Origin of the sequence: Streptomyces sp. NPDC048514, from assembly GCF_043199955.1 — a bacterium.
Classification (GTDB): Bacteria; Actinomycetota; Actinomycetes; order Streptomycetales; family Streptomycetaceae; genus Streptomyces.
Window position 1 is genome coordinate 69,890 of the sequence record NZ_JBICWT010000016.1, and the last position, 24,649, is coordinate 94,538.

The 24,649-nt window shown below is 70.2% G+C and carries 24 protein-coding genes; 14 read left to right on the top strand and 10 right to left on the bottom strand.

All coding sequences use genetic code 11. The features are described 5' to 3' along the window. The first annotated feature begins 26 nt into the window (after positions 1-26). Genes ACGFT2_RS31215 through ACGFT2_RS31225 form a run of 3 tightly spaced genes read left to right on the top strand, consistent with a single transcriptional unit; the run spans position 27 to position 3,578 of the window. Positions 27-1,352 carry an ABC transporter substrate-binding protein gene (locus ACGFT2_RS31215; protein ID WP_393284788.1) on the top strand — a complete coding sequence of 442 codons (1,326 nt, stop codon included), beginning with the start codon at positions 27-29 and terminating at the stop codon, positions 1,350-1,352. An 11-nt stretch (positions 1,353-1,363) separates the two neighbouring features. Then, on the top strand, positions 1,364-2,716 hold the full coding sequence (locus ACGFT2_RS31220; protein ID WP_393284791.1) for an ABC transporter permease subunit: 1,353 nt from the start codon (positions 1,364-1,366) through the stop codon (positions 2,714-2,716). 22 nt (positions 2,717-2,738) lie between these two features. Next, positions 2,739-3,578 (top strand): carbohydrate ABC transporter permease, encoded by an 840-nt coding sequence (locus ACGFT2_RS31225; protein WP_393284794.1) that lies wholly within the window; start codon positions 2,739-2,741, stop codon positions 3,576-3,578. Between the two features lie 19 nt (positions 3,579-3,597). Here the strand turns inward: ACGFT2_RS31225 and ACGFT2_RS31230 are convergent, their stop codons facing one another. The 6 genes from ACGFT2_RS31230 to tkt form a co-directional block, all read right to left on the bottom strand. After that, on the bottom strand, positions 3,598-4,095 hold the full coding sequence (locus tag ACGFT2_RS31230; protein WP_393284797.1) for a lamin tail domain-containing protein: 498 nt from the start codon (positions 4,093-4,095) through the stop codon (positions 3,598-3,600). 166 nt (positions 4,096-4,261) lie between these two features. Continuing rightward, positions 4,262-5,044, bottom strand: coding sequence for a 6-phosphogluconolactonase (gene pgl / locus ACGFT2_RS31235; RefSeq protein WP_393284799.1), 783 nt, complete (start codon positions 5,042-5,044; stop codon positions 4,262-4,264). Then, positions 5,041-6,132, bottom strand: coding sequence for a glucose-6-phosphate dehydrogenase assembly protein OpcA (gene opcA / locus ACGFT2_RS31240; protein WP_393284802.1), 1,092 nt, complete (start codon positions 6,130-6,132; stop codon positions 5,041-5,043). The genes pgl and opcA overlap by 4 nt, the downstream gene beginning before the upstream one ends. Further along, on the bottom strand, positions 6,129-7,667 hold the full coding sequence (zwf, locus tag ACGFT2_RS31245) for a glucose-6-phosphate dehydrogenase (protein ID WP_393284805.1): 1,539 nt from the start codon (positions 7,665-7,667) through the stop codon (positions 6,129-6,131). The genes opcA and zwf overlap by 4 nt, the downstream gene beginning before the upstream one ends. A 1-nt stretch (position 7,668) precedes the next feature. Beyond that, positions 7,669-8,787, bottom strand: coding sequence for a transaldolase (tal, locus tag ACGFT2_RS31250; RefSeq protein WP_393284808.1), 1,119 nt, complete (start codon positions 8,785-8,787; stop codon positions 7,669-7,671). 33 nt (positions 8,788-8,820) lie between these two features. Further along, complete coding sequence (gene tkt, locus ACGFT2_RS31255; protein ID WP_393284810.1) at positions 8,821-10,908, bottom strand: transketolase; 2,088 nt, start codon at positions 10,906-10,908, stop codon at positions 8,821-8,823. Between the two features lie 377 nt (positions 10,909-11,285). Between tkt and ACGFT2_RS31260 the strand changes: the two genes are divergently transcribed. The 3 genes from ACGFT2_RS31260 (at position 11,286) to ACGFT2_RS31270 (ending at position 14,065) form a co-directional block, all read left to right on the top strand. After that, complete coding sequence (locus ACGFT2_RS31260) at positions 11,286-12,275, top strand: heme o synthase (RefSeq protein ID WP_393285152.1); 990 nt, start codon at positions 11,286-11,288, stop codon at positions 12,273-12,275. A 90-nt stretch (positions 12,276-12,365) separates the two neighbouring features. Then, positions 12,366-12,698, top strand: a complete 333-nt coding sequence (locus tag ACGFT2_RS31265; protein ID WP_393284812.1) for a hypothetical protein — start codon at positions 12,366-12,368, stop codon at positions 12,696-12,698. 227 nt (positions 12,699-12,925) lie between these two features. Beyond that, on the top strand, positions 12,926-14,065 hold the full coding sequence (locus ACGFT2_RS31270) for an amidohydrolase family protein (RefSeq protein ID WP_393284814.1): 1,140 nt from the start codon (positions 12,926-12,928) through the stop codon (positions 14,063-14,065). Between the two features lies 1 nt (position 14,066). On the opposite strand, the gene ACGFT2_RS31275 is transcribed toward ACGFT2_RS31270, so the two are convergent. The 4 genes from ACGFT2_RS31275 to ACGFT2_RS31290 all read right to left on the bottom strand — a co-directional run bounded on the left by ACGFT2_RS31275 (position 14,067) and on the right by ACGFT2_RS31290 (position 17,840). Continuing rightward, positions 14,067-15,077 carry a heme A synthase gene (locus tag ACGFT2_RS31275; protein ID WP_393284816.1) on the bottom strand — a complete coding sequence of 337 codons (1,011 nt, stop codon included), beginning with the start codon at positions 15,075-15,077 and terminating at the stop codon, positions 14,067-14,069. 222 nt (positions 15,078-15,299) lie between these two features. Continuing rightward, positions 15,300-16,073, bottom strand: a complete 774-nt coding sequence (locus tag ACGFT2_RS31280; RefSeq protein WP_393284819.1) for an ABC transporter permease — start codon at positions 16,071-16,073, stop codon at positions 15,300-15,302. Further along, positions 16,070-16,993, bottom strand: coding sequence for an ABC transporter ATP-binding protein (locus tag ACGFT2_RS31285; RefSeq protein WP_393284821.1), 924 nt, complete (start codon positions 16,991-16,993; stop codon positions 16,070-16,072). The genes ACGFT2_RS31280 and ACGFT2_RS31285 overlap by 4 nt, the downstream gene beginning before the upstream one ends. A gap of 31 nt (positions 16,994-17,024) precedes the next feature. Further along, positions 17,025-17,840 carry an aminoglycoside N(3)-acetyltransferase gene (locus ACGFT2_RS31290; protein WP_393284824.1) on the bottom strand — a complete coding sequence of 272 codons (816 nt, stop codon included), beginning with the start codon at positions 17,838-17,840 and terminating at the stop codon, positions 17,025-17,027. Positions 17,841-18,024: 184 nt separating this feature from the next. Here ACGFT2_RS31290 and ACGFT2_RS31295 point away from each other — a divergent pair, with 184 nt between their 5' ends. The 8 genes from ACGFT2_RS31295 (at position 18,025) to ACGFT2_RS31330 (ending at position 24,588) form a co-directional block, all read left to right on the top strand. Further along, positions 18,025-18,768, top strand: a complete 744-nt coding sequence (locus ACGFT2_RS31295; protein ID WP_393284827.1) for a helix-turn-helix transcriptional regulator — start codon at positions 18,025-18,027, stop codon at positions 18,766-18,768. Then, positions 18,765-20,186 carry a Fe-S cluster assembly protein SufB gene (gene sufB / locus ACGFT2_RS31300; protein WP_393284830.1) on the top strand — a complete coding sequence of 474 codons (1,422 nt, stop codon included), beginning with the start codon at positions 18,765-18,767 and terminating at the stop codon, positions 20,184-20,186. Before ACGFT2_RS31295 ends, sufB begins: the two co-directional genes overlap by 4 nt. Positions 20,187-20,249: 63 nt before the next feature. Next, the gene (gene sufD / locus ACGFT2_RS31305; protein WP_393284832.1) at positions 20,250-21,434 is read left to right on the top strand and encodes a Fe-S cluster assembly protein SufD; all 1,185 of its coding nucleotides are present in this window, start codon (positions 20,250-20,252) and stop codon (positions 21,432-21,434) included. Beyond that, entirely contained in the window at positions 21,431-21,748 is a 318-nt protein-coding gene (locus tag ACGFT2_RS31310; RefSeq protein WP_393284834.1) for a non-heme iron oxygenase ferredoxin subunit, read from the top strand. The genes sufD and ACGFT2_RS31310 overlap by 4 nt, the downstream gene beginning before the upstream one ends. Before the next feature lie 7 nt (positions 21,749-21,755). After that, positions 21,756-22,520 carry a Fe-S cluster assembly ATPase SufC gene (gene sufC, locus ACGFT2_RS31315; RefSeq protein WP_393284837.1) on the top strand — a complete coding sequence of 255 codons (765 nt, stop codon included), beginning with the start codon at positions 21,756-21,758 and terminating at the stop codon, positions 22,518-22,520. Then, complete coding sequence (locus tag ACGFT2_RS31320; RefSeq protein ID WP_393284839.1) at positions 22,517-23,773, top strand: cysteine desulfurase; 1,257 nt, start codon at positions 22,517-22,519, stop codon at positions 23,771-23,773. The genes sufC and ACGFT2_RS31320 overlap by 4 nt, the downstream gene beginning before the upstream one ends. 18 nt (positions 23,774-23,791) lie before the next feature. Beyond that, on the top strand, positions 23,792-24,259 hold the full coding sequence (gene sufU / locus ACGFT2_RS31325; protein WP_393284841.1) for a Fe-S cluster assembly sulfur transfer protein SufU: 468 nt from the start codon (positions 23,792-23,794) through the stop codon (positions 24,257-24,259). After that, positions 24,256-24,588, top strand: a complete 333-nt coding sequence (locus ACGFT2_RS31330) for a metal-sulfur cluster assembly factor (RefSeq protein WP_353604701.1) — start codon at positions 24,256-24,258, stop codon at positions 24,586-24,588. Before sufU ends, ACGFT2_RS31330 begins: the two co-directional genes overlap by 4 nt. Positions 24,589-24,649: the final 61 nt, after the last annotated feature.

Genomic DNA, 24,649 nt, shown 5'->3' on the forward strand with positions numbered 1-24,649 from the left:
AACCACCCCTCGAAGGGACATCGACGATGATGCGACGACGTACGACCCTGCTCACCGCCTGCACCGCGGTCACCCTGGCCCTCTGCGCCACCGCCTGCGGCGGCGGCCCGGTCTCCGCGGGCGGCGGTGACAAGGCGCTCGGCGGCCAGACGGTCACCGTGGCCGGCGTCTGGACCGGCAGCGAGCTGAAGAACTTCCAGAAGGTGCTGGACGCCTTCACCGAGAAGACCGGCGCCAAGACCCGGTTCGTGTCCACCGGTGACAACGTCTCCACCGTCGTCGGCAGCAAGATCGAGGGCGGGAACGCACCCGACGTGGTGATGGTCCCGCAGGTCGGCGTGTTGCAGCAGTTCGCGAAGAAGGGCTGGCTGAAGCCGCTGTCCACCGCCACCGAGAAGTCCGTGGACGCCGGGTACGCGCCCGTCTGGAAGAAGTACGGCAGCGTCGACGGCACCCTCTACGGCCTCTACTTCAAGGCCGCCCACAAGTCCACCGTCTGGTACAGCCCCGAGGCGCTCACCCAGGCCGGGGTCCAGCCGCCGAAGACCTACGGCGAGCTGCTGAAGGCCGGGCACACGGTCTCCGACTCCGGTCTCGCCGCCTTCTCGGTGGCCGGAGAGGACGGCTGGACCCTCACCGACTGGTTCGAGAACGTCTACCTCTCCCAGGCCGGCCCCGAGAAGTACGACGCCCTCGCCGCCCACAAGCTGCCGTGGACCGACCCCAGCGTGGTGAAGGCGCTCACCACCCTCGGCAAGCTCTTCAAGGACAAGCAGCTCGTCGCCGGTGGCTCGAAGGGGGCCCTGGACACCGACTTCCCCGGCTCGGTGGAGAAGGTCTTCGGCCCCAAGCCCGAGGCCGGCATGGTCTACGAGGGCGACTTCGTCGCCGGGGTCGCCCACGACCAGTACGGGAAGTCGATCGGCAAGGACGCGAACTTCTTCCCCTTCCCCGCGGTCGACGGGGGCCGCGCACCGGTCGTCAGCGGCGGTGACGCGGCGGTCGTCCTCAAGGACGCCAAGAACGGCAAGGCCGGTATGAAGCTCCTGGAGTACCTGGCCACCCCGGAGGCGGCCGGCGTGTGGGCGAAGGCGGGCGGCTTCCTGTCCCCGAACAAGAAGCTCGGCCTCGACCAGTACGGCGACGACGTCACCCGCGCCACCGCCAAGTCCCTCGTCGGCGCCGGTGATTCGGTCCGCTTCGACATGTCCGACCAGGCGCCCGCGGCCTTCGGCGGCACCAAGGGCGCCGGCGAGTGGAAGCTGCTGCAGGACTTCCTGCGCGACCCGTCGGACCCGAAGGGCACCGCGGCGAAGCTCGAAGCCGCGGCGGCCAAGTCCTACCAGGACTGAGCGGCAGCACCATGACCGTCACCACACTCGAGAAGAAGCAGGCGGGCCGGCAGGCCGCCGGCGCGCCGCGCGGGCGCCGCGGCCGGCGGCGCGCCCGGCTCGGCGCCCTGCTCTTCGTCTTCCCCGCGCTGCTCCTGCTCGGCGCCCTCGTCGTCTACCCGGTGCTGTTCTCCGTCGGCCGAAGCTTCTTCGACGCCTCCGGCGCCCGGTTCGTCGGCGGCGACAACTACGCCGAGATGTTCCGGGACCCGGCCACGCTGAAGGCCGTCCGCAACACCACCATCTGGGTGGTCGTGGCCCCGGCCCTGCTCACCGGTCTCGGTCTGATCCTGGCCGTCCTGGTGGAGAAGGTCCGCTGGGCCACGGCGTTCAAGCTGCTCCTCTTCATGCCGATGGCGGTGTCCTTCCTCGCCGCCGGCATCATCTTCCGCCTCGCCTACGACCAGGACCCGGACAAGGGCGTGCTGAACGCGGCCGTCGTCTCCGTCCACGACGCCTTCACCGGGACACCGGCGTATCCGACGGCCCGGGGACGCCAGGGCCTGGTGACCCAGGACCGGGACGGCTCCTACGGCACGACCGCGGCGACGGGCCGCCCGGTGACGCTTCCCATGGTCGGCGTCCTGCCGGCGGACCTGCCCGGGGACGCGTCGCCCGCGTATCCCGCGGCCGGCGCGAAAGCCGCCGCCGACGAGCTGCGCGGTGTCGTCTGGCTGGACTTCACACCCGGCGGCGGAGGCAGGCAGGGCAAGGTCGACCGGCGGGAGAGCGGGCTGCCCGGCATGAAGGTCGAGGCGGTGCGGGACGGGAAGACGGTCGCGAGCACGACGACCGCGGCCGACGGCTCCTTCCGCATCCAGGGGCTCGACCAGGGCTCCTACACGGTGAAGCTGCCCGCCGCCAACTTCGCCGCGCCCTACCAGGGCGTCTCCTGGCTCGGTCCGGCCCTCGTCACCCCGGCGATCATCGGGGCGTACCTGTGGATCTGGACGGGATTCGCGATGGTGCTGATCGGCGCCGGCCTCTCCACGCTGCCCCGGGACACGCTGGAGGCGGCCCGGATGGACGGCGCGAACGAGTGGCAGATCTTCCGCCGGATCACGGTCCCGCTGCTCGCGCCCGTGCTCACGGTGGTCTTCGTGACCCTCGTGATCAACGTGATGAAGGTCTTCGACCTCGTCTACATCATCGCGCCCGGCCCGGTGCAGGAGGACGCCACCGTCCTCGCCACCCAGATGTGGCTCGTGTCCTTCGGCGGCGGCAACAACCAGGGACTCGGCAGCGCCCTCGGCGTGCTCCTGCTGCTCCTGGTGATCCCCGCGATGGTCTTCAACGTCCGCCGTTTCCGACAGAGTCAGCGATGAGGTCAGCGATGAGGAGTCAGCGATGAACGCGGTTCGGCGAGGTCTGGGCAACGCCCTGGTGCAGGCCTTCCTGGTGGTGCTCGGCCTGGTCTGGCTGACGCCGCTGGCCGGACTGTTCCTGTCCTCCATGCGGTCGGCGCAGGACACCGCGAAGGGCGGCTGGTGGACGGCCCTGGCCGGCCCCGGGCAATTGTCCTTCGACAACTACTCGGCGTTGCTGAAGAACTCCGGTATCACCCACGCCTTCTGGAACACCGTGCTGATCTCGGTGCCGGCGACCACCCTGGTCGTGGTGATCGCGGCGCTCGCCGGATACGCCTTCGCCTGGCTGGACTTCCCCTTGCGGGAGCCCCTGTTCCTGCTGGTGGTGGCCCTGCTGGTGGTGCCGGTGCAGATCGGTCTGCTGCCCGTGGCCAAACTCTTCGGGCAGCTCGGCCTGTTCGGCACCATCCCCGGCGTCGTCCTGTTCCACGTGGCCTACGGGCTGCCGTTCGCGGTGTTCCTGCTGCGCAACTACTTCGCCGAGATACCGAAGGAGATGCTGGAGGCGGCGCGGATGGACGGCGGCAGCGAATGGCGCATCTTCACGCGCCTCGTGCTGCCGGTGGGCCGCCCGGCCATCGCCTCGCTCGCCATCTTCCAGTTCCTGTGGGTCTGGAACGACATGCTGGTCGCGCTGCTCTTCGCCGACAGCTCGTCCCAGCCGCTGACCGTGGAACTCCAGTCCCAGATCCGCCAGTTCGGCAGCAACATCGACGTCCTGGCGCCCGGCGCCTTCCTGTCCCTCATCGTCCCGGTGGCGGTGTTCTTCGCCTTCCAGCGGCACTTCGTCCAGGGAGTGATGGCGGGCTCGGTCAAGTGACCGAGCCCGGCCCGTGGCGTCAGCCGTGGTAGGCGATGTAGCCGTTGCCGTCGCGGTCGTCGTGGGACTTGGTGTAGGCGTGGGTGTCGGCGTGGGCGCCGGACGGCTTGTACAGGTAGACGGTGTCCTTGTCGTTGTTCCAGATGAAGTTGCAGTTCTGGCGGTAGACGACGTTCTTGGCGTCCGAGTCCGTGCCGTGGCCCCCGCGCAGCTGGACGTAGTCGCCGGGCTGGAGGTAGTGGTCGGCGGCGAAGGTGAACCGGTTGCCGGTGGCGTCCTTGACGACGTACCCCTTCAGGTTCACCGTCGCCGTGCGCGAGTAGTTCTTGACCGTCAGGTACTCGCTCTTGCTGTTGCCCGTACGGCAGTTGTTGGAGTCCCGGCCTGGTGCGTCGTACTGGACGCCCTTGATCTTCAAGGACGACGAGTACTCGGTGGCCTGGGCCGGGCTCGCGACGACGACGGCGAGCGTTGCGGCCGTGACGGCGCCGGCGGCCAGGGCGAAGCGTATGCGCATGAGGTCCCCCCTCGATGGTGCGGATGGAGCGGCAGGAGCTTACACAAAGCATGGACGGCATGTGGCCGTATGGTGCAGGAAGTGTGAACTGCCTGATGGGGAGGGGGGAGTGGGGAGATGACGAAGCGGCGGGGAGCAACTCCCCGCCGCCTGCGTCGGATGTGCCTCAGGGCGAAGCCGGCGGATACAGCGAACGCGGCAGCTGCGAGGCCGCCGCCGCGTCCAGCAACCACAGTGTGCGCTGCCGGCCGTACGCGCCCGCCGCCGGGGCCTGGATCTCGCCCGCGCCCGACAGGGCGATGGCCGCGGCCTCGGCCTTGTCCTCCCCGGCCGCGAGCAGCCACACCTCGCGGGCCGAGCGGATCGCCGGGAGGGTGAGCGAGATGCGGGTGGGCGGCGGCTTCGGCGCGCCGTGCACACCGACCACCGTGCGCTCGGTCTCCCGTACGGCCGGCAGCTCCGGGAAGAGCGAGGCCACATGGGTGTCCGGCCCGACGCCCAGCATCAGCACGTCGAACGTCGGGACCGAGCCGTGGTTCTCCGGCCCGGAGGCCTTCGCCAGTTCCGCCGCGTAGGCTTCCGCGGCGGCCTCGACGTCCGCGCCGTACGGGCCGTCGGAGGCGGGCATGGCGTGCACGCGCTCCGGGTCCAGCGGCACGGAGTCCAGCAGGGCCTCGCGGGCCTGCGTGACATTGCGCTCGGGATCGCCCTCGGGCAGGAAACGCTCGTCGCCCCACCACAGGTCGAGGCGGCCCCAGTCGACGGCGTCCCGGGCGGGGGCCGCCGCCAGCGCGGCCAGCAGGCCGTTGCCGTTGCGGCCGCCCGTGAGGACCACGGACGCGGTACCCCGGGAGGCCTGCGCGTCCACGATCTTCGTGATGAGGCGGGCCGCGGCGGCCTGCGCCATCAGTTCCTTGTCGTGGTGGACGACCAACTGCGGAGTGCTCACTTCGCCGCTGCCTTCCTCGCCGGTGCCTTCTTCGCCGTCTTGGCCGCGGCCTTCTTCGCGGGTGCCTTCGCGGCCTCCTCGACCGGCTCCGGCTCGGCCCCGGCACCCGGCCCGACGGCCTCGGCGGCCCCCGGCCCAGCGCTCTCGGACTGCTGCTCCGGGACGGTGTGCAGCCGATCCACGCCGTAACGCAGCGCCGACGCGTAGGTGTCGTCCGGGTCGAGCCGGCGCAGCTCCTCCGCGATCAGCTCGGCGGTGTCCCGCCGGTTGAGCGCCACGGCGCGGGGTGGCTGCCCCTCGATGGACAGCGTCGCCAGCGATCCGTCCGCCCGGTCCAGGGCGATCGGGCCGCAGGTGGTGTCCATCCGGACGGCCGTCAGCCCCGGTCCGGGCGACAGCGACCGCCGCACCGGCACGTCCAGCCGGTCCGCCAGCCACATCGCCAGCAGCTCGCAGCTCGGGTTGAACTCCTCGCCCTCCACCTCGACGGCCTTCACCTCGCAGGTGACCTGGTCCAGGGCCGCCGCGAGCATCGAACGCCACGGCGTGATCCGGGTCCAGGACAGGTCGGTGTCGCCGGGCGTGTAGGCCTCGGCGCGGGCGGACAGCTCCCGCACCGGCTGCTCGGCGGTGTAGGTGTCGGTGACCCGGCGCTGGGCGAGCGCGCCCAGCGGGTCCTTCGCCGGGTCCGGCGGAGAGTTCACCGGCCACCACACGACCACCGGCGCGTCCGGCAGCAGCAGCGGCAGGACGACCGAGTCGGCCTGGTCGACCACCTCGCCGTACAGCCGGAGCACGACCGTCTCGCCCGTGCCCGCGTCCGCGCCCACCCGCACCTCGGCGTCGAGACGCGAGGACGTGCGGTCGCGCGGGCCTCGGGAGACCCGCTTGATGACCACGAGCGTGCGCGAGGGGTGCTCGCGCGAGGCGTCGTTGGCGGCCTTCAGCGAGTCGTAGGCGTTCTCCTCGTCGGTGACGATGACGAGGGTCAGGACCATGCCGACGGCGGGTGTGCCGATGGCCCGGCGGCCCCTGACGAGCGCCTTGTTGATTTCGCCGGCAGTGGTGTCGGTCAGGTCCATCTTCATGGCCGGCGCCAGCTCCGTCCGTCTCGTGCGAGCATCTCGTCCGCCTCGGCGGGGCCCCAGGTGCCCGACTTGTACTGGGCCGGCCTGCCGTGCTTGTCCCAGTAGTGCTCGATCGGGTCGAGGATCTTCCAGGACAGCTCGACCTCCTCCGTGCGCGGGAAGAGGTTGGCGTCGCCGAGCAGCACGTCCAGGATCAGGCGCTCGTACGCCTCCGGGCTGGACTCCGTGAACGACTCGCCGTAGGCGAAGTCCATGGAGACGTCCCGGATCTCCATCGAGGTGCCCGGCACCTTGGAGCCGAAGCGGACCGTGATGCCCTCGTCCGGCTGGACGCGGATGACGATCGCGTTCTGGCCCAGTTCCTCCGTCGCCGTGTGGTCGAAGGGGGAGTGCGGGGCCCGCTGGAAGACGACCGCGATCTCGGTGACCCGGCGGCCCAGCCGCTTGCCGGTGCGCAGGTAGAAGGGGACGCCCGCCCAGCGGCGGTTGTCGATCTCCACCTTGACCGCGGCGTAGGTGTCGGTCTTCGACCCCGGGTCGATGCCCTCCTCCTCGAGGTAGCCGACGACCTTCTCGCCGCCCTGCCACCCGGCCGCGTACTGGCCGCGCACACTGTGCCGGCCGAGGTCGTCGGGCAGCCGCACCGCGCCGAGCACCTTCTCCTTCTCCGCGGCCAGCGCGTCCGCGGAGAACGAGGCGGGCTCCTCCATGGCGGTGAGGGCCATGAGCTGGAGCAGGTGGTTCTGGATGACGTCACGGGCGGCGCCGATGCCGTCGTAGTAGCCGGCCCGGCCGCCGATGCCGATGTCCTCGGCCATGGTGATCTGCACGTGGTCCACGAAGGACCGGTTCCAGATCGGCTCGAACATCGTGTTCGCGAAGCGCAGCGCCAGTATGTTCTGGACGGTCTCCTTGCCGAGGTAGTGGTCGATCCGGAACACCTGGTCCGGTTCGAACACCTCGTGCACGACCTTGTTCAGCTCCTCGGCCGACTTCAGGTCGTGGCCGAACGGCTTCTCGATGACCGCGCGCCGCCAGGAACCGCCCGACTGGTCGGCCAGGCCGTGCTTCTTCAGCTGCTGGATGACCACCGGGAAGGCGCCGGGGGGCACCGACAGGTAGAAGGCGAAGTTGCCGCCCGTGCCCTGGGCCTTGTCCAGCTCGTCGATGGTCGCGCGCAGCCGCTCGAAGGCCTCGTCGTCGTCGAAGGTGCCCTGGACGAAGCGCATCCCCTGGATGAGCTGCTGCCAGACCTCCTCGCGGAACGGCGTGCGCGAGTGCTCCTTGACCGCGTCGTGCACGACCTCGGCGAAGTCCTCGTGCTCCCAGTCGCGGCGGGCGAAGCCCACCAGCGAGAAGCCCGGCGGCAGCAGACCCCGGTTGGCGAGGTCGTACACCGCGGGCATCAGCTTCTTGCGGGACAGATCGCCCGTGACGCCGAAGATGACCAGACCGGACGGCCCCGCGATGCGCGGGAGCCGTCGGTCGGCCGGGTCACGAAGCGGGTTGGCTCCGGAACCGGAAACGGGTGACAAATCAGCCCTCCGAGGGGGCAAGGCGCTCGAGCTCCGCCTGGGTCGACTTCAGCAGGTCGTTCCAGGACGCCTCGAACTTCTCGACGCCCTCCTCCTCCAGCACCCGGACCACGTCGTCGTACGAGACCCCGAGGTTCTCCAGGGCGTCGAGGTCGGCGCGGGCCTTCTCGTAGGTACCGGCGATCGTGTTGCCGGTGATCTCGCCGTGGTCCTCGGTGGCCTCCAGCGTGGCCTCCGGCATGGTGTTCACCGTGTTCGGCGCGACCAGCTCGGTGACGTACATGGTGTCCGGGTAGGCCGGGTCCTTCACGCCGGTCGACGCCCACAGCGGACGCTGCTTGTTGGCGCCCGCCTTCTCCAGCGCGTTCCAGCGGTCGGAGGAGAAGACCTCCTCGTACGCCTGGTAGGCGAGACGCGCGTTGGCCACGGCCGCCTTGCCGCGCAGCGCCGCGGCCTCGTCGGTGCCGATCTCGTTCAGGCGCTTGTCGATCTCGGTGTCCACACGGGACACGAAGAAGGACGCCACCGAGTGGATCTTCGACAGGTCCAGGCCGCGCTCCTTGGCCTTCTCGAGGCCGGAGAGGTACGCGTCCATGACGGCCCGGTACCGCTCCAGGGAGAAGATCAGCGTGACGTTGACGCTGATGCCGAGGCCGATGACCTGCGTGATCGCCGGGATGCCCGCCATCGTGGCCGGGATCTTGATGAGGGTGTTCGGGCGGTCGACGAGCCAGGCCAGCTGCCGGGCCTCGGCGACGGTCGCCTTCTCGTTGTGCGCGAGGCGCGGGTCGACCTCGATGGAGACCCGTCCGTCCTTGCCGCCGGTGGCGTCGAAGACGGGGCGCAGGATGTCGGCGGCGTCGCGGACGTCCGCCGTGGTGATCATGCGGATGGCCTCTTCGACGGTGACCTTGCGGGCGGCGAGGTCGGAGACCTGCTGGTCGTAGCCGTCGCCCTGCGAGATCGCCTTCTGGAAGATCGTCGGGTTGGTGGTGACGCCCACGACGTGCTGCTGGTCGATCAGCTCGGCGAGGTTGCCGGACGTGATCCGCTTGCGCGACAGGTCGTCCAGCCAGATCGCGACGCCTTCTTCGGAGAGGCGCTTGAGTGCGTCTGTCATGGAATTACATCTCCTACGTGTCGTATGTGAGCGTCAGCGCTGGGCGGCGGCGATGGATTCCCGGGCCTTGGCGGCCACGTTCTCGGCAGTGAAGCCGAACTCGCGGAAGAGCACCTTGCCGTCGGCGGAAGCACCGAAGTGCTCCAGGGAAACGATGCGGCCGGCGTCCCCCACGTACTTGTGCCAGGTCAGCCCGATGCCCGCCTCCACGGCGACACGGGCCTTCAGGGACGGCGGCAGCACGGATTCCCGGTACCCCTGGTCCTGCTGCTCGAACCACTCCACGCACGGCATCGACACCACCCGGGTGGGGACGCCCTCGGCCTGGAGCCGCTCACGGGCCTCGACGGCCACGTGCACCTCGGAACCGGTCGCGATCAGCACGACCTGCGCCTCGCCGCCCTCGGCCTCGAAGAGGACGTAGCCACCGCGGGCGGCGTCCTCGTTCGGCTCGTAGGCCGGCACACCCTGGCGGGTCAGGGCGAAGCCGTGCGGCTGGCCCTTGCCGAACTCCTTCGTGTACCGCCCGAGAACCTCGCGCCAGGCGATCGCGGTCTCGTTGGCGTCCGCCGGGCGGACGACGTTCAGGCCCGGGATGGCGCGCAGCGAGGCCAGGTGCTCGACCGGCTGGTGGGTGGGGCCGTCCTCGCCGAGACCGATGGAGTCGTGCGTCCACACGTACGTCACCGGCAGGTGCATCAGGGCCGACAGGCGCACCGCGTTGCGCATGTAGTCGGAGAAGACGAGGAACGTGCCGCCGTAGACCCGGGTGTTGCCGTGCAGCGTGATGCCGTTCAGCTCCGCGCCCATGGAGTGCTCGCGGATACCGAAGTGGATCGTGCGCCCGTACGGGTTGGCCTCGGGCAGCGGGTTGCCCTCGGGGAGGAAGGAGCTGTCCTTGTCGATCGTGGTGTTGTTCGACCCGGCGAGGTCGGCGGAGCCGCCCCACAGCTCGGGGATGACCGCGCCGAGCGCCTGCAGCACCTTGCCGGAGGCGGCTCGCGTGGCGACCGCCTTGCCCGGCTCGAAGATCGGGAGCTTCTCCTCCCAGCCGGTGGGCAGCTCGCCCTTGCTGATGCGGTCGTACTCGGCGGCGCGCTCGGGGTTCGCCTCCCGCCATGCCTGGAAGGGCTTGTCCCACTCGGCCTTGGCCCGGCGGCCCCGGTCGAGGGCGCCGCGGGTGTGGGCGAGCACCTCGTCGTCGACCTGGAAGGACTTCTCGGGGTCGAAGCCGAGGACGCGCTTGGTGGCCGCGACCTCCTCCTCGCCCAGCGCCGAGCCGTGCGCGGCCTCGGTGTTCTGGGCGTTCGGGGCCGGCCAGGCGATGATCGAGCGCATCGCGATGAAGGACGGCCGGTCGGTGACCCGCTTGGCCTCCTGGATCGCGGCGAAGATCGCCTCCGGGTCCAGGTCGCCGTCCTCCTTGGCGGCCACGCGCTGGACGTGCCAGCCGTAGGCCTCGTACCGCTTGACGGTGTCCTCGGAGACGGCCGTCTCGGTGTCGCCCTCGATCGAGATGTGGTTGTCGTCCCACAGCAGGACCAGGTTGCCCAGCTTCTGGTGGCCGGCCAGCGAGGACGCCTCGGCGGAGATGCCCTCCTGCAGGCAGCCGTCACCGGCGATGCAGAAGACGAAGTGGTCGAAGGGGGACTCGCCCTGAGGGGCCTCCGGGTCGAACAGACCGCGCTCGTAGCGGGCTGCCATCGCCATGCCCACCGCGTTGGCCACGCCCTGGCCCAGCGGGCCGGTGGTGGTCTCGACGCCCCTGGTGTGCCCGTACTCCGGGTGGCCCGGGGTCTTCGATCCCCAGGTGCGGAAGGACTCCAGGTCCTCCAGCTCCAGGCCGAAGCCGGCCAGGTAGAGCTGCGTGTAGAGGGTCAGGGACGAGTGGCCGGCGGACAGCACGAAGCGGTCGCGGCCGACCCACTCCGGGTCGGCCGGATCGTGCCGCATCACCTTCTGGAAGAGGGTGTAGGCGGCGGGGGCCAGGCTCATCGCCGTACCGGGATGGCCGTTGCCGACCTTCTGTACGGCGTCGGCGGCCAGGACGCGGGCGGTGTCCACGGCCCGCTGGTCCAGGTCGGTCCACTCAAGGTCTGTGGTGGTCGGCTTGGTGCTCACCCTGGGTCAGGGCTCCTCTCCACATGTCGGTCGCCGGTCTTCGGGGCATGCGCCCACCCGGCCGCCGGCGTGCTTCTGCCCGCCGGCCGCTGTCGAGCCTACCCCCGTAAGGACGTGCGTTTTTTCGACTGTTTCCAGACTGCCGGGACTCCGTGCGATCCGCCTCCCGACTGGCCGACAAGGCATTTGGCACATGAATACGGAGCCGCTCATCTGACTGCTCAATCGAGCCCCTTGACCCCTCTTCTGTGCTGCCCGCCAACACGAGCCCACCCCCGCGAAGGGCGGGGTATGGGCAACGTCTAAAGTGGCGTGGTACGCGCGAGCCTTTACCGGTACTTCACACGGGAGGGCTTGCTGGGATGTCTCTGTCAGGGGTGTGCGTGACGGCCGTCGAATCCCGTCCTGGGGGCACCTCCCAGGCCTTCAAGGCCCTGGGGGAGGGTGCGCTCGGCGATGCGGGCCAGGGCCCGGCTCATCGGCCGTTCGGGGCCCGCGTCAAGGCGTTCGTGGCGCTGACCAAGCCGCGGATCATCGAGTTGCTGCTCATCACCACCGTTCCGGTGATGTTCCTGGCGCAGCAGGGTGTGCCCGACCTGAGGCTGGTCCTGCTCACCTGCGTCGGCGGCTACCTCTCCGCGGGTGGCGCCAACGCGCTGAACATGTACATCGACCGGGACATCGACGCGCTCATGGACCGCACCGCGCAACGGCCGCTGGTGACCGGCATGGTCAGCCCGCGCGAGTGCCTGGCCTTCGGCATCACCCTCGCCGTCGTCTCGACGCTGCTGTTCGGGCTCACCGTCAACTGGCTGAGCGCCTGGCTGTCACTCGGGGCGCTCCTTTTCTACGTCGTCGTCTACACGATGCTCCTCAAGCGGCGTACCTCGCAGAACATCGTCTGGGGCGGTATCGCCGGGTGCCTGCCGGTGCTGATCGGCTGGTCCTCGGTCACGAACTCGATGTCCTGGGCGCCGGTCGTCCTCTTCCTCGTCATGTTCTTCTGGACCCCGCCGCACTACTGGCCGCTGTCCATGAAGGTGCGGGAGGACTACGCGCGCGTGGGCGTGCCGATGCTGCCGGTCATCGCCTCCAACAAGGTGGTCGCCCGGCAGATCGTCATCTACAGCTGGGTGATGGTCGCCGTCTCGCTGCTGCTGACCCCGCTCGGCTACACCGGCTGGTTCTACACCGTGGTCGCCCTCGCGGCCGGCGGCTTCTGGCTCTGGGAGGCGCACGGCCTGCAGAACCGGGCGAAGGCCGAGGTGACCGGGGGCAAGCTGAAGGAGATGCGGCTCTTCCACTGGTCGATCACCTACGTGTCGATCCTCTTCGTCGCCGTCGCGGTGGACCCCTTCCTGCGATAGCGCCCTTCTGCGCCGGCGGGAGGGGTGCGTGGTCAAGGCCACGCACCCCTCCCGTCGCCGTTCGATCTACTCGTCGGTAGCATCCTGGCCATGGCAGACACGCAGCAGGTTGACCCGAAGGCAGACGCCAAGTCCGAGCGGCAGGTGGCGAAGCTCGTCCGGCGGATCGGCGCCTTCTCCAAGGCCCACGGCGGCGCCGAGGGCCAGGTGGCCCATCTCGGCGAGCGCGGTGCCCGGATCGTGCTCGTCGGCGAGGACGGCGGCTGGGGCGATCTGGTGGCACCGAGCACGGCGATCGCCGAACAGGCGGTGGCCCAGGCCGGCATCACCGTCCACGAGTCCTTCGACGGCGAGTTCGCGGCGAAGGTGAAGACGGGCCCGTACGAGTGGAAGCGGATGGCGGGCATGCAGATCGGCGGATGACCCGGGTGCGCCGGTCGCCCGGTGGCGTGTGATCGGCGGTGATCCGGTCACGTGGGTCGCCCGGTTGCACGTGATCGGCGCATGACGCAGGTATCCCGGTCGCTCCGTTTCCGTGCGCCCCCCCGGGACGATTTCGCGCGCCCCTTCCGGTCGGCCGCCGCCACCTGAACCCCGAGTCACCCGTTAGGACGGGCAAGGCAGCACAGCGCGTCCTCACGGGAGCCGGAATGATCGAAACGCCGTCCCTCGTGGACCAGTACTGCCACGGAGTGCTGCGCACCGAGCTGGGCCTCGGCACCTTCGAGGCCCAACTGGCCCGCACCGAGGGACCGCCGGCGCCGGGCACCACCCTCTTCGACACCCAGACGGGCTTCGCGGTACGGCGCTGGTGCCCGCCCCTGCTCGGCCTGGAACCGCACTGCCCGCCCGCCCGCTATCTGGCCCGGCGCCGGGAACTGGGCGTCCTGGAAGCGGGCCGCCGGCTGCTGCGGGGCAGCGGGATCACCACCTACCTCGTCGACACCGGCCTGCCCGGTGACCTCACCGGCCCCGCCGAGATGGCCTGTGACGGCGGCGCGGTGGCGCGCGAGGTCGTCCGTCTCGAACTGCTGGCGGAGCAGGTCGCCGACACCTCCGGCACCGTGGAGTCCTTCCTCGCCAACCTCGCCGAGTCCGTACACGGCGCCGCCGCGAACGCGGTCGCCTTCACCTCGGTCGCCGGCCTCCGGCACGGTCTGGCCCTGGCTCCCGAGCCACCGGGAGCGGGGGAGGTGCGGGGCGCGGCGGGCCGCTGGCTGACCGGCCGGCGGGTCGGCGGCCCGCTGACCGATCCGGTCCTGCTCAGGCATCTGCTGTGGATCGCGGTCGCCTCCGGGCTGCCACTGCAACTGCACGCCGGGCTCGGCGAGGTCGGCGCCCGTACCGACCGCACGGATCCGGTGCTGCTCACCGACTTCGTGCGGGCCACGGCCGGCCTCGGCACCGATCTGATCCTGCTGCACGGCTACCCGTACCACCGCCACGCCGCCCATCTGGCCGGTGTCTTCCCGCACGTCTACGCCGACTCGGGCGCCGCGCTCGTCCGCACCGGCGCCCGCGCGGCCACGGTCCTCGCGGAGATCCTGGAGCTGGCCCCCTTCGGCAAGATCCTCTTCTCCACCGGCGCCCACGGCCTGCCCGAACTGCACGTCGTCGGGGCCCGCCTGTTCCGCGAGGCCCTGGGCCGGGTCCTGGGCACCTGGGTCGCCGAGGGCGCCTGGTCCCTGGAGGACGCCCAGCGGGTCGCCCGGATGCTCGCGGCGGACAACGCGTGCCGGGTGTACGGGCTGGACCGGCACGTCCCCTCGCCGGTCACCCCGTACGGGTGAATCAGGCGCGCGTGCCGACCGTCATCTCGGCCGCGGGGCCGGGCAGGTCCAGGCCGGCCGCCGGGCGCTCGCGCAGCGACAGCAGGACGCGCAGGACGCCGATCCAGATCAGGCACGAGCCGAGCATGTGCAGGCCGACCAGGACCTCGGGCAGATGCGTGAAGTACTGCGCGTAACCGATCACGCCCTGGGCGAGCAGGACGAGGAACAGCTCCCGGGTCCGCGCCAGCGGTCCCGCGGGCGCGTCCACCGCCTTCAGCACGAACCACAGCGCGAAGGTCAGCGTCACCACGATCCAGGCGAGCACCGCGTGCAGCTTGGCCACGGTCTCCCAGTCGATGTGGATGCGGTCCACCTCGCTGGAGTCACCCGCGTGCGGTCCGGCACCGGTCACCACCGTGCCCACCGCGATGAGCAGCACGGTCGCGGCCACCAGGAACCACACCAGCTGCTGCACCGCCTTGCCGACCAGCGGACGCGGCGCGGTGTCGCCCTCGCGGGTGCGCTGCCACGTCACCGTCGCGACGGCGATCAGGGCCGTGGAGAGCAGGAAGTGCGCGGCGACCGTGTACGGGTTGAGGCCGACCAGCACCACGATGCCGCCGAGCACCGCGTTGCCCATGACCACCCAGAACTGCGCCCAGCCCAGCCGGGTCAGTCCGCGCCGCCACGGCTTCTCGGAGCGGGCCGCGACGATGGCCCAGCCGACGGCCGCGCACAGCACGTACGTCAGCATGCGGTTGCCGAACTCGACGATCCCGTGGAAGCCCATCTCCCGGGTGGTGGTCAGCGAGTCGTCGGTGCAGGTCGGCCAGGTCGGGCAGCCCAGGCCGGAGCCGGTCAGGCGTACGGCGCCGCCGGTGACGACGATGACCACCGACATGACGAGCGCGGCGAGCGCCGCCCGCCGGACGGTCCGGGGGTCCGGGGTCCACCGGTCGGCGATGAAGGCGAGCGGATTACGCAGGGCCGCCTGGGCGTCGGCGGGGGTCAGCTTTGGCACGCGCACCATGGTAGGCCGCCGCTTGTGCACGCGTTCACGAGGGTCACCCCAAGCGTGGTCACGCGGGTCGTGCCAGGCGTGGTCACGAGGGTCGCGCCAAGCGTGGTCACGCGGGTCGCCCCAGGCGTGGTAACGAGGGTCGTGCCAGGCGTGGTCACGCGGGTCGTGCCAGGCGCGTTCACGAGGGTCGCCCCAAGCGTGGTCACGCGGGTCGCGCCCGGCCGAGGGGGCTCACTCCCAGCGGAAGAACCTGCCCGCGGCCGCCAGCCCGAGCACCGCCCACACCGCGAGGACGCCCAGGTCGCCCCACGGCATCCCGGCGCCGTGCTGGAGCACGTCGCGCAGGCCGTCCGAGAGGGCCGAGATCGGCAGCAGCCCGAGGACGTGCTGTCCGGCCGAGCCGAACCTCTCCAGCGGGACGATCACCCCGCCGCCCACGAGCAGCAGCAGGAACACCAGGTTGGCGGCGGCCAGCGTGGCCTCGGCCTTCAAGGTGCCCGCCATCAGCAGTCCGAGCCCGGAGAAGGCGGCCGTGCCGAGGACCAGCAGAAGCAGCACGGCGACCGGGTCACCGTGCGGGGACCAGCCCAGCGCGAAGGCGATCACCGTCAGCAGGATCACCTGGAGGACCTCGGTGACCAGCACGGACGCCGTCTTCGCGGCCATCAGGGCCCAGCGGGGCAGCGGGGAGGACGCGAGCCGCTTCAGGACGCCGTAGCGGCGCTCGAAGCCGGTCGCGATGGCCTGCCCGGTGAACGCCGTCGACATCACGGCCAGGGCCAGGATGCCCGGCGCGAGGAAGTCCACGGCCTTGCCCGTGCCGGTGTCGACGACGTCCACGGAGCTGAACAGCACCAGCAGCAGGGTGGGGATCACGACCGTCAGCAGCAGCTGCTCGCCGTTGCGCAGCAGCATCTTCGTCTCCAGCACCGCCTGCGACGTGATCATGCGGGACAGGGGCGCGGCGCCCGGCTTCGGGGTGTAGGTGCCCGAGGCGGTGGTCATGAGCGCAGCTCCTTGCCGGTCAGTTCGAGGAAGACGTCCTCCAGGGTGTGCCGCTCCACCGAGATCCGGTCCGGCATCACCCCGTGCTGGGCACACCACGAGGCCACCGTGGCGAGCAGTTGCGGGTCGACCTTGCCGGTCACACGGTAGGCGCCCGGGGTCAGCTCGGCGGCCGTGCAGTCGGCCGGGAGCGCCTTGAGCAGGGAGCCCACGTCGAGCCCGGGACGGCCGGTGAAGCGCAGGGTGTTCTCGGCGCCGCCCCTGCACAGCTGCTCCGGGGAGCCCTGGGCGATGACCCGGCCGCCGTCGATGATCGCCACGTCGTCGGCGAGCTGCTCGGCCTCGTCCATGTGGTGCGTGGTGAGGATCACCGCGACGCCGTCGGCACGCAGGTCCCGCACCAGGTCCCAGGTGGCCCGGCGGGCCTGCGGGTCGAGGCCGGCCGTCGGCTCGTCCAGGAACACCAGCTCCGGGCGGCCCACGACGGCCATGGCGAGCGCGAGCCGCTGCTGCTGGCCGCCGGACAGCCGCCGGTACGCGGTCCGGCCGCAGGAGCCGAGGCCCAGCCGTTCGATCAGCGCGTCCACGTCCAGCGGGTGCGCGTGCAGTCCGGCGACGTGACGCAGCATCTCGTCGGCTCTGGCGCCCGAGTACACACCGCCCGACTGGAGCATCACGCCGATACGGGGCCGCAGCTCGGCGGAGTTCCGTACCGGGTCGAGGCCCAGGACGCGCACCGTGCCGGAGTCCGGCCTCCGGTACCCCTCGCAGGTCTCGATCGTGGTCGTCTTCCCCGCCCCGTTGGGGCCGAGTACGGCCGTCACTCCGGCCTGGGCCGCCAGGTCGAGGCCGTCCACCGCGGTCTTCGTGCCGTACCGCTTCACCAGGGCCTGGACCTGGACCACGGGCTCACTTCGCATGGGTCCAGAGTCTAGGGAGACCGCTTGCCGTTCAGGCGCGGGGGTGGCGGAACTGCTCGGGACGGGGGCGGTGCAGCGGCAGCCAGCGCTCGGCGTAGGCCACCGCGTCCGCCAGCGGGAACAGCCGTGTCTCGGCCGCGCCCACCTTCCCCCGCAGGACGGGCCGGTCCCGTTCGAAGTCGTGCCCCAGCTCGTCGAAGCGGTCGGAGGTGATGGAGACCTCGACGACCGTCTCCCAGCCGCCGCCGGGAGCGGGCCGGCCGACCTCTACGCGGGGCGACGGCGTCCGGTACTCGGCGAGGTGGAAGCCGGTGCAGGCGTCGTAGCCCGCGCCGAGGAGCAGCACCCGGGCGCCCAGCTTCTCCAGCCGGGCCAGCGGGCTGCGCTCGCCGAGCCGGCAGTCGGGCGCATGGCCCTCGGTGATCTCCCGCGCCTGTGGGCCGACGGCCGCGAAGGACGTCTGCGGATGGGCGCTGCGCAGCGCGCCGGGCCAGGTCCGCAGCGTCTCGGGGACGACGCCGACTCCGCGCGTGGGGGTGATCAGCGGGTCGTACGGCGGCATGGTGGCCCGGATGCGCTCCCACCACTCCTCGGGGACCGGCGGGTTCCCCCACACGGCCGGGTCGGACTGGTCACCGGTCTGGGTGGGGACCACGAGGGTGCCGCGCGGCCCGAGCGCGTCGAGGATGCCCTGGACGACGGCGACGGCGCCTCCGTTGACCCAGCCGAGGGAACTGAGCGAGGAATGTGCGAGGAGGGTCTCGCCACTCTCCACTCCAAGCATCCGCAGCTGTGCAGCGACTGCGTCCCGGGTGACGAGAGGGCCGGTCGGAGGGGGTGTGGACATGGCCCGGGAGTCTTCCGGAAGGAGGCTCGCGGCGCCAGCGCGTAAACCGCGCCGACGTGCGGAGATGATCGATCAGAAGATCGTTTCCGCAGGTCAGATTAGGTATACCTAAGTGACGCAGGGCACCGGTCGATGATCCGGACGCCGCTTGTCAGGCTCCGAGGAATTACGCAACAATGGCGTTGTGAAAAACGTCGGCGAGGCTCGGGAGACCCCGATGGGGACCCCCCAGGAGGAGCTCGCGGCCGGGTCGCGGTCGGATCATTCGACGCGCAACCGGGTCGCGCGGTCGATCCTGGACCACGGCCCGTCGACCGTCGCCGATCTCGCCGGCCGGCTGGGGCTCACCCAGGCGGCCGTCCGGCGCCACCTGGACGCGCTGGTCGCCGACGACGTCGTGCAGGCCCGCGAGCAGCGGGTGTACGGCACGCGCACCCGTGGCCGCCCGGCCAAGGTCTTCGCGCTCACCGACTGCGGCCGCGACGCCTTCGACCAGTCGTACGACAAGCTGGCCGCGGACGCCCTGCGCTGGATCGCCGAGCGCGAGGGCGGGCCGGAGGCGGTCGCCGCCTTCGCCCGCGCCCGGATCGCCGCCCAGGCGGGCGCGTACCGCCAGGCGATCGAGAGCGTGAGCCCCGACAAACGCGCCGAAGCGCTGGCCAAGGCGCTGAGCGCCGACGGGTACGCTGCTACGGCGCGGAGCGCACCGGTCGGCGAGCAGCTCTGCCAGCACCACTGCCCGGTCGCCCACGTCGCGGAACAGTTCCCGCAGCTGTGCGAGGCGGAGACCGAGATCTTCGCCGAGCTGCTGGGTACCCACGTCCAGAGACTGGCGACCATCGCGCACGGCGACGGCGTCTGCACGACGTTCATCCCCAAGATTTCCACTGACGCACCTGCAAGTACGGCCGGGAGGAACCCCGCATGACTCTCCCCACGGAGACTGCTCACCCCGAACTCGAGGGCCTGGGCAAGTACGAATACGGCTGGGCCGACTCCGACGTGGCTGGTGCGTCCGCGCGCCGTGGCCTGAACGAGGACGTCGTCCGCGACATCTCGGGCAAGAAGGCCGAGCCGGAGTGGATGACGAAGCTGCGCCTCAAGGGCCTGCGGCTCTTCGACAAGAAGCCCATGCCGAACTGGGGCTCGGACCTCTCCGGCATCGACTTCGACAACATCAAGTACTTCGTGCGCTCCACGGAGAAGCAGGCGGAGTCCTGGGAGGACCTGCCCGAGGACATCAAGAACACCTACGACAAGCTGGGCATCCCCGAGGCCGAGAAGCAGCGCCTGGTCGCCGGCGTCGCCGCCCAGTACGAGTCGGAGGTCGTCTACCACCAGATCCGCGAGGACCTGGAGGAGCAGGGCGTCATCTTCCTGGACACCGACACCGCCCTGAAGGAGCACCCGGAGCTCTTCAAGGAGTACTTCGGCACGGTCATCCCGGTCGGTGACAACAAGTTCGCCTCGCTGAACACCGCCGTGTGGTCGGGCGGCTCCTTCATCTACGTGCCGAAGGGCGTGCACGTCGAGATCCCGCTCCAGGCCTACTTCCGCATCAACACGGAGAACATGGGCCAGTTCGAGCGGACGCTGATCATCGTCGACGAGGACGCCTACGTCCACTACGTCGAGGGCTGCACCGCGCCGATCTACAAGTCGGACTCCCTGCACTCCGCGGTCGTCGAGATCATCGTGAAGAAGGGCGCCCGCTGCCGCTACACGACCATCCAGAACTGGTCGAACAACGTCTACAACCTGGTCACCAAGCGCGCCGTGGCGTACGAGGGCGCGACCATGGAGTGGATCGACGGCAACATCGGCTCCAAGGTGACGATGAAGTACCCGGCCGTCTACCTGATGGGCGAGCACGCCAAGGGCGAGACGCTCTCCATCGCCTTCGCGGGCGAGGGCCAGCACCAGGACGCCGGCTCCAAGATGGTCCACATGGCGCCGAACACGTCCTCCAACATCGTCTCCAAGTCGGTGGCGCGCGGTGGTGGCCGTACCTCCTACCGCGGTCTGGTCGAGATCGGCGAGGGCGCGGCCGGATCCAAGTCGAACGTGCTGTGCGACGCGCTGCTCGTCGACACCATCTCCCGCTCCGACACGTACCCCTACGTGGACGTCCGCGAGGACGACGTGTCCATGGGCCACGAGGCGACCGTCTCCAAGGTCTCCGAGGACCAGCTCTTCTACCTGATGAGCCGCGGTCTGAGCGAGTTCGAGGCGATGGCGATGATCGTGCGCGGCTTCGTCGAGCCGATCGCCAAGGAGCTGCCCATGGAGTACGCCCTCGAACTCAACCGGCTGATCGAGCTGCAGATGGAAGGCGCGGTCGGCTGAGGCCCCGCACTTCCGGACGACAGCCAGCGAAACTGACGCAGGAAAGAGAGCAGACCGACAGCCATGGCTGAGGCTCAGAACTACCCGGTCGGATCCACCACCGCCGGCCAGATCGCGGTGGCCGCCGAGTCGACCGTCGCCACGCGCATGAGCGCGCCCCCGTCCTTCGACGTGGCGGACTTCCCCGTCCCCCACGGCCGTGAGGAGGAGTGGCGGTTCACGCCGCTGGAGCGGCTGCGCGGGCTGCACGACGGCACCGCGGTCGCCACCGGCGACGGCGTGAAGGTGGACGTCCAGGCCCCCGAGGGTGTGCGCGTCGAGACCGTCGGCCGCGACGACGCCCGCATCGGCAGGGCCGGCGCCCCGGTGGACCGCGTCGCCGCCCAGGCCTACTCGGCCTTCGAGAAGGCCGGCGTGGTCACCGTCCCCAAGGAGACGGTGCTCACCGAGCCGATCCGCATCGCCGTGCACGGCGAGGGCGGGGTCGCCTACGGCCACCAGGTCGTGGAGCTGGAGGCCTTCGCCGAGGCCGTCGTCGTCATCGACCACACCGGTGACGCCGTGCTCGCCGCCAACGTCGACTACATCCTGGGCGACGGCGCCAAGCTGACCGTCATCTCCGTCCAGGACTGGGACGACAAGGCCGTCCACGTGGGCCAGCACAACGCGCTGATCGGCCGGGACGCCACCTTCAAGTCGTTCGTGGTCACCTTCGGCGGCGACCTGGTGCGCCTGCACCCGCGCGTCGCCTACGCCGGTACCGGCGGCGAGGCCGAGCTGTTCGGTCTGTACTTCACCGACTCCGGCCAGCACCAGGAGCACCGCCTCCTCGTCGACCACAACACCCCGCACTGCAAGTCCAACGTCATGTACAAGGGCGCGCTGCAGGGCGAGAGCGCGCACGCCGTGTGGATCGGCGACGTGCTGATCGAGGCGAAGGCCGAGGGCACCGACACCTACGAGATGAACCGCAACCTCGTCCTCACGGACGGCGCGCGCGTCGACTCGGTGCCGAACCTGGAGATCGAGACCGGCGAGATCGTCGGCGCCGGTCACGCCTCCGCCACCGGCCGCTTCGACGACGAGCAGCTCTTCTACCTGATGGCCCGCGGCATCCCGGAGCACGAGGCCCGCCGCCTGGTGGTCCGCGGCTTCTTCGCCGGGCTGGTCCAGCAGATCGGTGTCGCCGACATCGAGGAGCGCCTGCTCGCCAAGATCGCGGAGGAGCTGGAGGCCTCGGTCGCATGACCTTCGTACGCGCCTGCGGGCTGAGTGAGCTGGACGAGGACACCCCGAAGCGGGTGGAACTCGACGGCACGCCGGTCTCGGTCGTGCGGACCGAGGGCGAGGTGTTCGCGATCCACGACATCTGTTCCCACGCGAACGTCTCCCTCTCCGAGGGCGAGGTGGAGGACTGCCAGATCGAGTGCTGGCTGCACGGCTCCTCCTTCGACCTCCGCACCGGAAAGCCGTCCGGCCTCCCCGCGACGCGCCCCGTCCCCGTATACCCCGTAAAGATCGAAGGGGACGACGTTCTCGTCTCCGTCACCCAGGAGTCCTGAGGCACCCATGGCAACGCTTGAAATCCGAGACCTGCACGTCACCGTCGAGGCCGACAACGCCACGAAGGAGATCCTCAAGGGCGTCGACCTCACCGTGAAGCAGGGCGAGACGCACGCCATCATGGGCCCCAACGGCTCGGGCAAGTCGACCCTCGCCTACTCCCTCGCGGGTCACCCGAAGTACACGATCACCGGCGGCACCGTGCTGCTCGACGGCGAGGACGTCCTGGAGATGTCCGTCGACGAGCGCGCCCGCGCCGGCCTCTTCCTGGCGATGCAGTACCCGGTCGAGGTCCCCGGCGTCTCGGTCTCCAACTTCCTGCGCACCTCCGCCACCGCCGTCCGCGGCGAGGCCCCCAAGCTGCGCACCTGGGTGAAGGAGGTCAAGGAGGCCATGGAGCGCCTCAACATGGACCCCTCTTTCGCCGAGCGCAACGTGAACGAGGGCTTCTCCGGCGGTGAGAAGAAGCGGCACGAGATCCTCCAGCTCGAGCTGCTCAAGCCGAAGGTCGCGATCCTCGACGAGACCGACTCCGGCCTGGACGTCGACGCGCTCCGCATCGTCTCCGAGGGCGTCAACCGCGTCCGCGAGACCGGCGAGGTCGGCACCCTCCTGATCACGCACTACACGCGCATCCTGCGCTACATCAAGCCCGACTTCGTCCACGTCTTCTCCGCCGGCCGCATCGTCGAGTCCGGCGGCGCCGAGCTGGCCGACAAGCTGGAGAACGAGGGCTACGAGGCATACACGAAGGGTGGCGTATCCGCGTGACACAGCTGCCGGGCCTCCTCGACACAGAGGCGATCCGCAAGGACTTCCCCATCCTGGACCGACTGGTCCACGACGACCGGAAGCTCGTCTACCTGGACAACGCGGCGACCTCGCAGAAGCCGCGCCAGGTACTGGACGCCCTGAGCGAGTACTACGAGCGCTACAACGCCAACGTCCACCGCGGTGTGCATGTGCTCGCCGAGGAGGCCACGGCGCTGTACGAGGGCGCGCGCGACAAGGTCGCGGAGTTCGTCAACGCGCCCAGCCGCGACGAGGTGATCTTCACCAAGAACGCCTCCGAGTCGCTGAACCTCGTGGCGAACATGCTGGGCTGGGCCGACGAGCCCTACCGCGTGGACCACGAGACCGAGATCGTCATCACGGAGATGGAGCACCACTCCAACATCGTGCCGTGGCAGCTGCTGGCGCAGCGCACGGGCGCGAAGCTGAAGTGGTTCGGCCTGGACGACGACGGCCGGCTCGACCTGTCCAACATCGACGAGGTCATCACCGAGAAGACGAAGATCGTCTCCTTCGTGCTGGTGTCGAACATCCTGGGCACGGTCAACCCGGTCGAGGCGATAGTCCGCCGTGCGCAGGAGGTCGGCGCGCTCGTCTGCATCGACGCCTCCCAGGCCGCCCCGCACATGCCGCTGGACGTGCAGGCCCTCCAGGCCGACTTCGTGGCCTTCACCGGCCACAAGATGTGCGGCCCGACCGGCATCGGCGTCCTGTGGGGCCGCCAGGAGCTGCTGGAGGACCTGCCCCCGTTCCTGGGCGGCGGCGAGATGATCGAGACCGTCTCGATGCACTCCTCCACCTACGCCCCGGCGCCGCACAAGTTCGAGGCGGGCACCCCGCCGATCGCCCAGGCGGTCGGTCTCGGTGCCGCGATCGACTACCTGAACTCGATCGGCATGGACAAGATCCTCGCCCACGAGCACGCGCTGACGGAGTACGCCGTCCAGCGGCTCGCACAGGTCCCGGACCTGCGGATCATCGGCCCCACCACGGCCGAGGACCGCGGGGCCGCGATCTCCTTCACACTCGGCGACATCCACCCGCACGACGTGGGCCAGGTCCTCGACGAGCAGGGCATCGCGGTCCGCGTCGGCCATCACTGCGCGCGCCCCGTCTGCCTGCGCTACGGAATTCCCGCGACCACGCGAGCGTCGTTCTATCTGTACTCCACGCCCTCCGAGATCGACGCACTGGTCGACGGGCTGGAGCACGTACGGAACTTCTTCGGCTGAGGGACGTGAGCTGAGACAGTGAAGCTGGACTCCATGTACCAGGAAGTCATCCTGGACCACTACAAGCACCCGCACGGGCGGGGCTTGCGGGATGGCGACGCCGAGGTCCACCACGTGAACCCGACGTGCGGCGACGAGATCACCCTTCGCGTGAAGTACGACGGCACGACGATCGAGGACGTCTCGTACGAGGGCCAGGGCTGCTCGATCAGCCAGGCCTCCGCCTCCGTGCTGAACGAACTCCTGGTCGGCAGGGAACTGGCCGACGCGCAGAAGATCCAGGAGACCTTCCTGGAGCTGATGCAGTCCAAGGGCCGGATCGAGCCGGACGACGCGATGGAGGAGATCCTGGAGGACGCGGTCGCGTTCGCCGGTGTCTCCAAGTACCCCGCGCGGGTCAAGTGCGCCCTCCTGAGCTGGATGGCGTGGAAGGACGCGACGGCCCAGGCACTGGACGGCGCCGACGCCGAAAGGAAGACCGTATGAGCGACACCGTGGAGACGAAGCCGGCCTCGGAGGAGGAACTCCGCGAGGCCCTGATGGACGTCGTCGACCCCGAGCTGGGCATCGACGTCGTCAACCTCGGCCTGATCTACGGCATCCACGTCGACGAGGCCAACATCGCCACCATCGACATGACCCTGACGTCGGCGGCCTGCCCGCTGACGGACGTCATCGAGGACCAGGCCAAGTCCGCCACCGACGGCCTCGTCAACGAGCTGCGCATCAACTGGGTCTGGATGCCGCCGTGGGGCCCGGACAAGATCACGGATGACGGCCGCGAGCAGCTCCGGGCGCTCGGGTTCAACGTCTGAGCACTTCTCGCGCCTGAATCCGGGCACTCCGCGCGGAATCCGAGCGCTCCTCGCGCGTGAA